Here is a 6,962-nt window from a genome sequence, read left to right on the forward strand (position 1 = left end):
TTTTACAATAGTATTTTGAAAAATTTAGCGATTTCACAAAAGTCGAGGTAGAACCCTATATAATAAGCAATGTTAAATGTATTAATACAAAATAATAATTGAGAAGATTAAAGGAGATATGAAATAAATAATTAAAATTAGAAGAAGAATCGGACGCATCCAGTTATTCTAAGTGTAGTCCGCAGACGTCCACAGCAATTAATTTTAATGGGATGCTCCACCCAAAACCCAGAAAGTAATCCTTCGAAGTCCTATAGTAGAGCATATTACGATGAGGAAAGTAGTTATTTTGGTATTTAATGAATTTATTAAATATAGAGTTAATTTAGATCAAGGCAGGGAATGGAGGGGGAGTGGACAGTAGATAGAATTTACAAATTATTTTTTACCCCAGAGCCTAATTAATCTATCTTTAATTTTAGATTCAAATCCGTTAGATGTGGATTTATAGTATACTTTGTTTTTATGGGAATCAGGTAAGTACTGTTGTTTTACAAATCCCCCATAAGAGTGTGGATACAAGTAGCCAGTGCCATATCCTGATTTTTTTGCACCTTTATAGTGAGCATCTCTTAAATAAGGAGGTATTCCTGAATCCCTACAGGTTCTTACATCTTCAAGGGCAGAATCAATTGCAGTGCAGGAAGCATTCGATTTTGGTGCTGAGGCTACGTATATTGCCGCTTGGGATAAGGCGTATCTACATTCTGGCATACCTATCATATGTACTGCATTCATGGCATTTGTGGCTACTACTAAAGCCATAGGATCCGCATTTCCCACGTCTTCTGAGGCCTGAATAACAATTCTCCTTGCTATAAACATAGGATCTTCACCGGAATCCAGCATTTTCCCAAGATAGTACACTGCACCGTCAGGAGAACTACCTCGAAGGGACTTTATAAAGGCGCTGATGGTATCATAGTGAGATGTACCTCCTTTATCATATAAAGTAATTTTTCTCTGGATACATTCTTTTGCATCTTTTGTAGTTATGAAAATTTTATCTTCTTTTTTTGACGAAGTTCTAACTGCCATATCCAAAGCATTTAAAGCCTTTCTTATATCACCGCCGCTGTGTAGTGCAAAGTAATCAAATACTTCAGGATCTGTTTCTATTTTAAGATAACCCAAACCTTTTGGACTTTCAATTGCATTTTTCAATGCTTTTTTTACGTTACCTTCAGAAAGACTTTCCAGCTGAAAAATCATAGAACGGGAAAGAAGTGCATTGTTAACTTCAAAATAAGGATTTTCTGTAGTAGCGCCTATCAATATAATTATACCTTTTTCAACTGCATTTAAAACACTGTCCTGTTGAGCTTTGTTGAATCTGTGTATTTCATCAATAAATAATATTGTCTTTTTAGAATAAAATTTTAAGTTGTTTTCTGCTTCTTTTATAATTTTTTTCACATCCGCTGTACCAGAATTTACAGCACTTAATTCATAAAAATTTGCCTTTGTTGTATGAGCTATAATTTTTGCTAGTGTGGTTTTGCCTACGCCAGGAGGACCATAAAAAATTAAAGAAGAAATATTATCTGTAGCTATTGCCCTGTATAACATCTTATCTTTACCTAAAATATGTTCCTGCCCTATAAATTCTTCTAAGGTATTTGGCCTCATTCTTTCAGCCAAAGGTTTTAGTTCTTTATGATTTCTTTCATTAGCCATATCAAATAAATCCATAATTTTACCATCCTTTTTAAATTAATATATATTATATTATACTGTAAAACGGATAGTTTTTAATTCAAAAATGATGTTAATATTTTAGAAAAAAGGATGTATAACAAAAATAAACTGAAAAAAATAGTCGATAAAAATATGGAACTATTTATTAGCCATCTTTGAAATAGCTGTGGATAGTTTCTTTTTATTTTAGTGCAAAGCAGCTTAATTAAAGGACTTTTAAATATATATTTTATTGTTGACAAGTTTACTATGATTTTGATAATATGATGGGGAAGTATTGTAATTTAAAAGGAAGTGATTAATTGAAACTATCCACAAAGGGAAGATATGGAGTGAAGGCCATGGTAGATCTGGCTATTCATTATGGAGACGAACCTTTATCTATAAAGACTATATCAGAAAGACAGAAAATATCTGAATACTATTTAGAGCAATTGTTCTCCAATCTCAGAAAATCTAATTTAATCAGGAGTATAAGAGGCTCTCAGGGAGGATATATTTTAAATAGAGAACCCAAGGATATAACTGTATGGGATATAATGGGAGTTTTGGAAGGGCCTATAGAGATATCGGATTGTGTAGATGATAATAATGAAAGTTCTTGTAATAATATAGATTGTTGTGCTACTAGACTTTTGTGGAGTAGGATAAAGGATGGAATAGATGAAATCATGAAGTCTACAACTTTACAAGATATGGTAGATGATTACAATAGTATGAAACTAAGCAAATTGAAAGGGGATAAGTAAATGAATAAAGAGGTATATATGGATTATGCAGCTACTACATATACTAAACCAGAAGTGTTAGAAGAGATGATACCTTATTTTACAGAAAATTTCGGGAATCCATCTTCCTTATATTCTATGTCGGATATTCCAAGAAAAGCTGTGGATGAAGCTAGAGGAAAAGTAGCTAAAGCTATAGAAGCGGAAAAAAATGAAATATTTTTTACTGCGGGAGGTTCTGAAAGTGATAACTGGATATTAAAGGGTATAGCCTTTGGAAATAAAAATAAGGGAAATCATATAATAACTACAGGAATAGAACATCATGCTGTAATACATGCCTGTAAATTTTTGGAGCAGAATGGTTTTGAAGTTACTTATTTAAATGTAGATGAATATGGATTTATAGACCTTGAAGAACTTGAAAAAGCTATTAAGGATACTACCATATTGGTATCTATAATGTTTGCCAATAATGAAGTAGGAACAATACAGCCTATAAAGGAAATAGGAGAAATTTGTAAAAAAAGAAAAGTATACTTTCATACAGATGCAGTTCAGGCTATAGGCCACGTTGGCATTGATGTAAAGTCCATGAACATAGATGCTCTTTCTATGGCAGCACATAAATTTTATGGTCCCAAGGGAATAGGGGCAATGTATTTGAAAAAAGGAATAAAAATTGAAAGTTTGATACATGGAGGCGGCCAGGAAAGAGGAAAAAGAGCTTCCACAGAAAATGTGCCTGGAATAGTTGGCATAGGGAAAGCCATAGAATTGGCAATGGATGATTTGGAAAATGAAAATAAAAGATTAAGTTATTTAAGGGATAAGCTTATAAAAGGGCTTATGAAAGAAATACCTTATACCAAGTTAAATGGTACTGAAGGTGATAAGAGGTTACCAGGAAATGTAAATTTGAGTTTTATTGGAGTAGAGGGGGAAACCATACTTTTGGACTTAAATGATGCAGGTATATATGCGTCAACAGGGAGTGCCTGTGCATCAGGATCTTTGGATCCTTCTCATGTACTATTGTGTTTGGGATTACCTCATGAAGTGGCACATGGCTCTCTTAGGCTTACATTGGGAGCAGGAACCACAGAGGAAGATGTAGATTATGCACTAAAGGTTATTCCAGAAATAGTAGCAAGGAGAAGGGCAATGTCACCCCTTTGGGAAGATTTTATAAAATCGAAAAATAAAGGAGAGAAGGTAAAACAATCATGATGTATAGTGAAAAAGTTATGGATCATTTTAGGAATCCAAGGAATGTGGGAGAAATATCTGATGCAAATGGAATTGGAGAAGTTGGAAATCCAAAATGTGGAGATATAATGAAGATGTACATAAAAGTTGAGGACAATATAATAAAGGATATAAAGTTTAAAACTTTTGGATGTGGCTCTGCCATAGCATCTTCCAGTATGGCTACAGAAATTATAAAGGGAAAAACACTGGAGGAGGCATGGAATCTTACCAATAAGGCGGTGGCAGATGCGCTAGATGGACTTCCACCAGTTAAGATGCACTGTTCAGTGTTGGCCGAAGAGGCTATTCATAAAGCAATAAATGATTATAGAGAGTCTCAAGGGCTTGAACCTTGGACCATTAAGACTCATTCAGAAACCATTCATGAACACGTTCATGGGGAATAGATTTTAAAATAAAAATATAACTCTTTAGAGTTATATTTTTATTTTTTATGCACAAACTACAAGTATATATTTTAGAAGTAAGGTGATATCTTGTACAAAACAAGAGATTTTATTTTCAAAGATGTAGTTAACCTTTCAGGAAATTTACTGGGATTTATAAGTGATATAATATTAAACTTTAATGATAAAAGAGTACAGGGATTTGTTGTTACTCCCAATAGTTTATTTAAAAAAAGCTTAAATATATTTTTAGAAGATGTAGTAAGTTTTTCATCTATATTAGTTGTTACAAGTATAAATAGAAAAAAATCATTGCAATTTGGGGATATAAAGGGCATGAATGTGGTGGATAAAAAGGGACATTTAATCGGCATAGTGGAGGATATGTTATTTCATAAGAAGACCTTTTTAATAAAAGCACTTATATTGTCTGTAGGATTTATAAGCAATTTTATAGATGGAAAGAAAGTATTGCTTATGGATGACTTGATTTTAGGGGAAAAAAATTTACTGTATAGAGGAGAAAGTGAAAATCTAAACTTTTCTAATTCACCTTACAAGTTTTTGGATTTAAAGGAAAAGGAGAAAATTTAAAATTTGAATTGTGGAAGATGATATTATGGCCATTGAAAAAAAGAGAAAAATTAAATATGCATTACTTACTGTAATTTTTATGGCTTTAATAATAGTTATTATTAAAGTTTCTGTACTTAGGGAAATAATATATTTAATGCTTATATCTTTTTTAATAGCCTATACATTAAGGCCTATACAACATATTATGGCAAATAAAGGGATTGGGAAAAGAATAAGTGCCTTTATTCTTATAGCCTTGGTAGGCTTGTTTATTGTAAGTATATTTGCAATTTTGATACCTTCTCTTTTTAAGGAAAGTTTAAGTTTAAGTAATGCCATGTATAGTATTCAAAATTTAATGGACAATTTTTATGGAAAATTGAAGCTAATCCAGGGAAACAGGACAATACATATATTAATTAATGATTTTAATAGAAAAATTGACAGGGAAGTAACCGCTGTGTTTACTAGAATATTTGATTCTTTAATGAAGATAGGGGGAAATATTTTATACATAGTAGTTATTCCTGTAATAACTTATTATTTTTTATCTGAAGGAGAATGTATAAATGAAAAAGTACTTTCTACATTTCCGGTAAAGAGTAGGAGCATAATTAAAAACATAAGTTGTCATGCAGATAAAATACTGGGAAGATATATAATAAGTCAGCTTATGTTAAGTGGATTTGTTGGAATAGCCACATTTTTTATACTTTTAATATTAAAAATAGATTTTCCCATAATACTGTCTGTTCTAAATGCATTTTTTAATATAATCCCATATTTTGGGCCCATATTTGGAGCTGTTCCAGCTATAGTTATAGCTTTAATAAAATCTCCTGAAAAGGCTCTATGGACAGCAGCAGCTCTTTATTTACTTCAACAGATAGAAGGAAATATACTGTCTCCTAAAGTTACTGCAGATAGTATAAGTATGCATCCCCTGGTAGTAATACTTTTACTGATAATTGGAGGGGAAATATCAGGTTTTATGGGAATGGTACTTGCAGTTCCCGTAGGAGTTATAATTAAAGTAATGTATGAAGACTTAAATTATTATATGTTTTAATACTTTATATTTAAACAATACATGAATTTTTAGTATAAAATCTCATATTTCGCTGAATGCTAGATTATTCAGCGATAATTTTTTGTTTGAAAATTTTCAAATGGAATAATAATATGTTCAATAAAGATCATTCCATTTAAAATATGTAAATAGTTCCTCAATCAATATTAGCATTAAAAAAAATTATTCAAACATCATATCAAAGAACGCTGCCTGTAAATATTGTTTCATCCAATCCTAAATATCTAATTATTTTTGATTGGCTATCATTTAACGGATTCATCAATATCCTTCTTTTCATACCGTTTTCCTTGATAACAAATATTGTAACATTATGAAATATTGAAACTATAGACTTCAATGTAGGTTTTATCATTTTTATTTTTCCAGGACCAATTACGATTTCATTTTCTTTTTTAATTCTCTCCTTACTACATACTCAACTACTTATAAAATCATCATTGTCATTAATAACATATATGTTAATGCTTCAACTCTTTCAGGTGTTTATATATACAAAGAATTAATAAAGTCTGGAGACTTTAACTGTTGAAATTTTTTCTCTACGCTGCTTTGTGTTTTGTATTCTATTAAAAGTACTTCACCTGAAATCTCTAAATCATTACTAGCAAGAACAAATGTACATGCCTCTTCAAGTGCATCTTGTATTTTTACAGTATCCTTGTAAATATCAAATCTAAGAACATATTCATACTTCTTTTCATATTCCTTTTGTGAAGGTCTGCCTACTTTCTTTACGGCTTTTGCCTCAATATAACAGTCTAATATGTGGTGTTTGAATTTTTTTACTTTGAATTTTTGAATTTCATCAATTTCTTTTTTAGCATCAGCTTCACAGGCAAAGCTGCGTTTCACATACTGTTATATATATTTCTTTAATTCTTCTTCCTCTTTCTTTAAATGTCTTGAAGATGTATGTCATAATAGGAGAATACATTCCCACAAGGTTTTCAAGGGAATTGCAGAAAGGGGAAAGAGTTCAACAGGGTGGTTTTATGGTTTCAAACTTCATCTTGTCATAAATGACAGGAATATAGAGGTAATAGAACAACTCTCAAAAGAACTTTACGGGAAATTATTCGGGAACAAGGGTTATTTGTCCAAGAAAATATCAGATATATTGTATTCTAGGGGGATACAGCTCATAACAAAACTAAAAGGTTCTACCTCGACTTTTGTGAAATCGCTAAATTTTTCAAAATACTATTGTAA

At 31.3% G+C, this 6,962-nt stretch carries 8 protein-coding genes and 1 pseudogene; 6 read left to right on the forward strand and 3 right to left on the reverse strand.

The features are described from left to right. Positions 1-378: 378 nt before the first annotated feature. Complete coding sequence (locus V7Q02_RS15520; RefSeq protein ID WP_333861992.1) at positions 379-1,692, reverse strand: replication-associated recombination protein A; 1,314 nt, start codon at positions 1,690-1,692, stop codon at positions 379-381. Positions 1,693-2,000: 308 nt separating this feature from the next. On the opposite strand from V7Q02_RS15520, the gene V7Q02_RS15525 reads away from it, so the two are divergent. The 5 genes from V7Q02_RS15525 (at position 2,001) to V7Q02_RS15545 (ending at position 5,729) form a co-directional block, all read left to right on the forward strand. Next, positions 2,001-2,447 (forward strand): RrF2 family transcriptional regulator, encoded by a 447-nt coding sequence (locus tag V7Q02_RS15525; protein WP_333861993.1) that lies wholly within the window; start codon positions 2,001-2,003, stop codon positions 2,445-2,447. Next, positions 2,448-3,656 carry a cysteine desulfurase NifS gene (nifS, locus tag V7Q02_RS15530; RefSeq protein ID WP_333861994.1) on the forward strand — a complete coding sequence of 403 codons (1,209 nt, stop codon included), beginning with the start codon at positions 2,448-2,450 and terminating at the stop codon, positions 3,654-3,656. Then, on the forward strand, positions 3,656-4,084 hold the full coding sequence (gene nifU / locus V7Q02_RS15535; RefSeq protein ID WP_333861999.1) for a Fe-S cluster assembly scaffold protein NifU: 429 nt from the start codon (positions 3,656-3,658) through the stop codon (positions 4,082-4,084). The genes nifS and nifU overlap by 1 nt, the downstream gene beginning before the upstream one ends. A gap of 90 nt (positions 4,085-4,174) precedes the next feature. Next, positions 4,175-4,678, forward strand: coding sequence for a PRC-barrel domain-containing protein (locus V7Q02_RS15540; protein WP_333861995.1), 504 nt, complete (start codon positions 4,175-4,177; stop codon positions 4,676-4,678). Positions 4,679-4,688: 10 nt separating this feature from the next. Next, the gene (locus tag V7Q02_RS15545) at positions 4,689-5,729 is read left to right on the forward strand and encodes an AI-2E family transporter (protein ID WP_333861996.1); all 1,041 of its coding nucleotides are present in this window, start codon (positions 4,689-4,691) and stop codon (positions 5,727-5,729) included. Positions 5,730-5,928: 199 nt separating this feature from the next. Here V7Q02_RS15545 and V7Q02_RS15550 read toward each other — a convergent pair whose 3' ends face one another. After that, positions 5,929-6,105, reverse strand: a complete 177-nt coding sequence (locus V7Q02_RS15550) for a hypothetical protein (RefSeq protein WP_333861997.1) — start codon at positions 6,103-6,105, stop codon at positions 5,929-5,931. Positions 6,106-6,236: 131 nt separating this feature from the next. Next, positions 6,237-6,605, reverse strand: coding sequence for a hypothetical protein (locus V7Q02_RS15555; protein ID WP_333861998.1), 369 nt, complete (start codon positions 6,603-6,605; stop codon positions 6,237-6,239). 58 nt (positions 6,606-6,663) lie between these two features. On the opposite strand from V7Q02_RS15555, the pseudogene V7Q02_RS15560 reads away from it, so the two are divergent. Next, positions 6,664-6,962: pseudogene (locus tag V7Q02_RS15560) on the forward strand (transposase); the annotation flags it as partial.

The organism is Clostridium sp. (assembly GCF_036781005.1).
Classification (GTDB): domain Bacteria; phylum Bacillota; class Clostridia; order Clostridiales; family Clostridiaceae; genus Clostridium_B.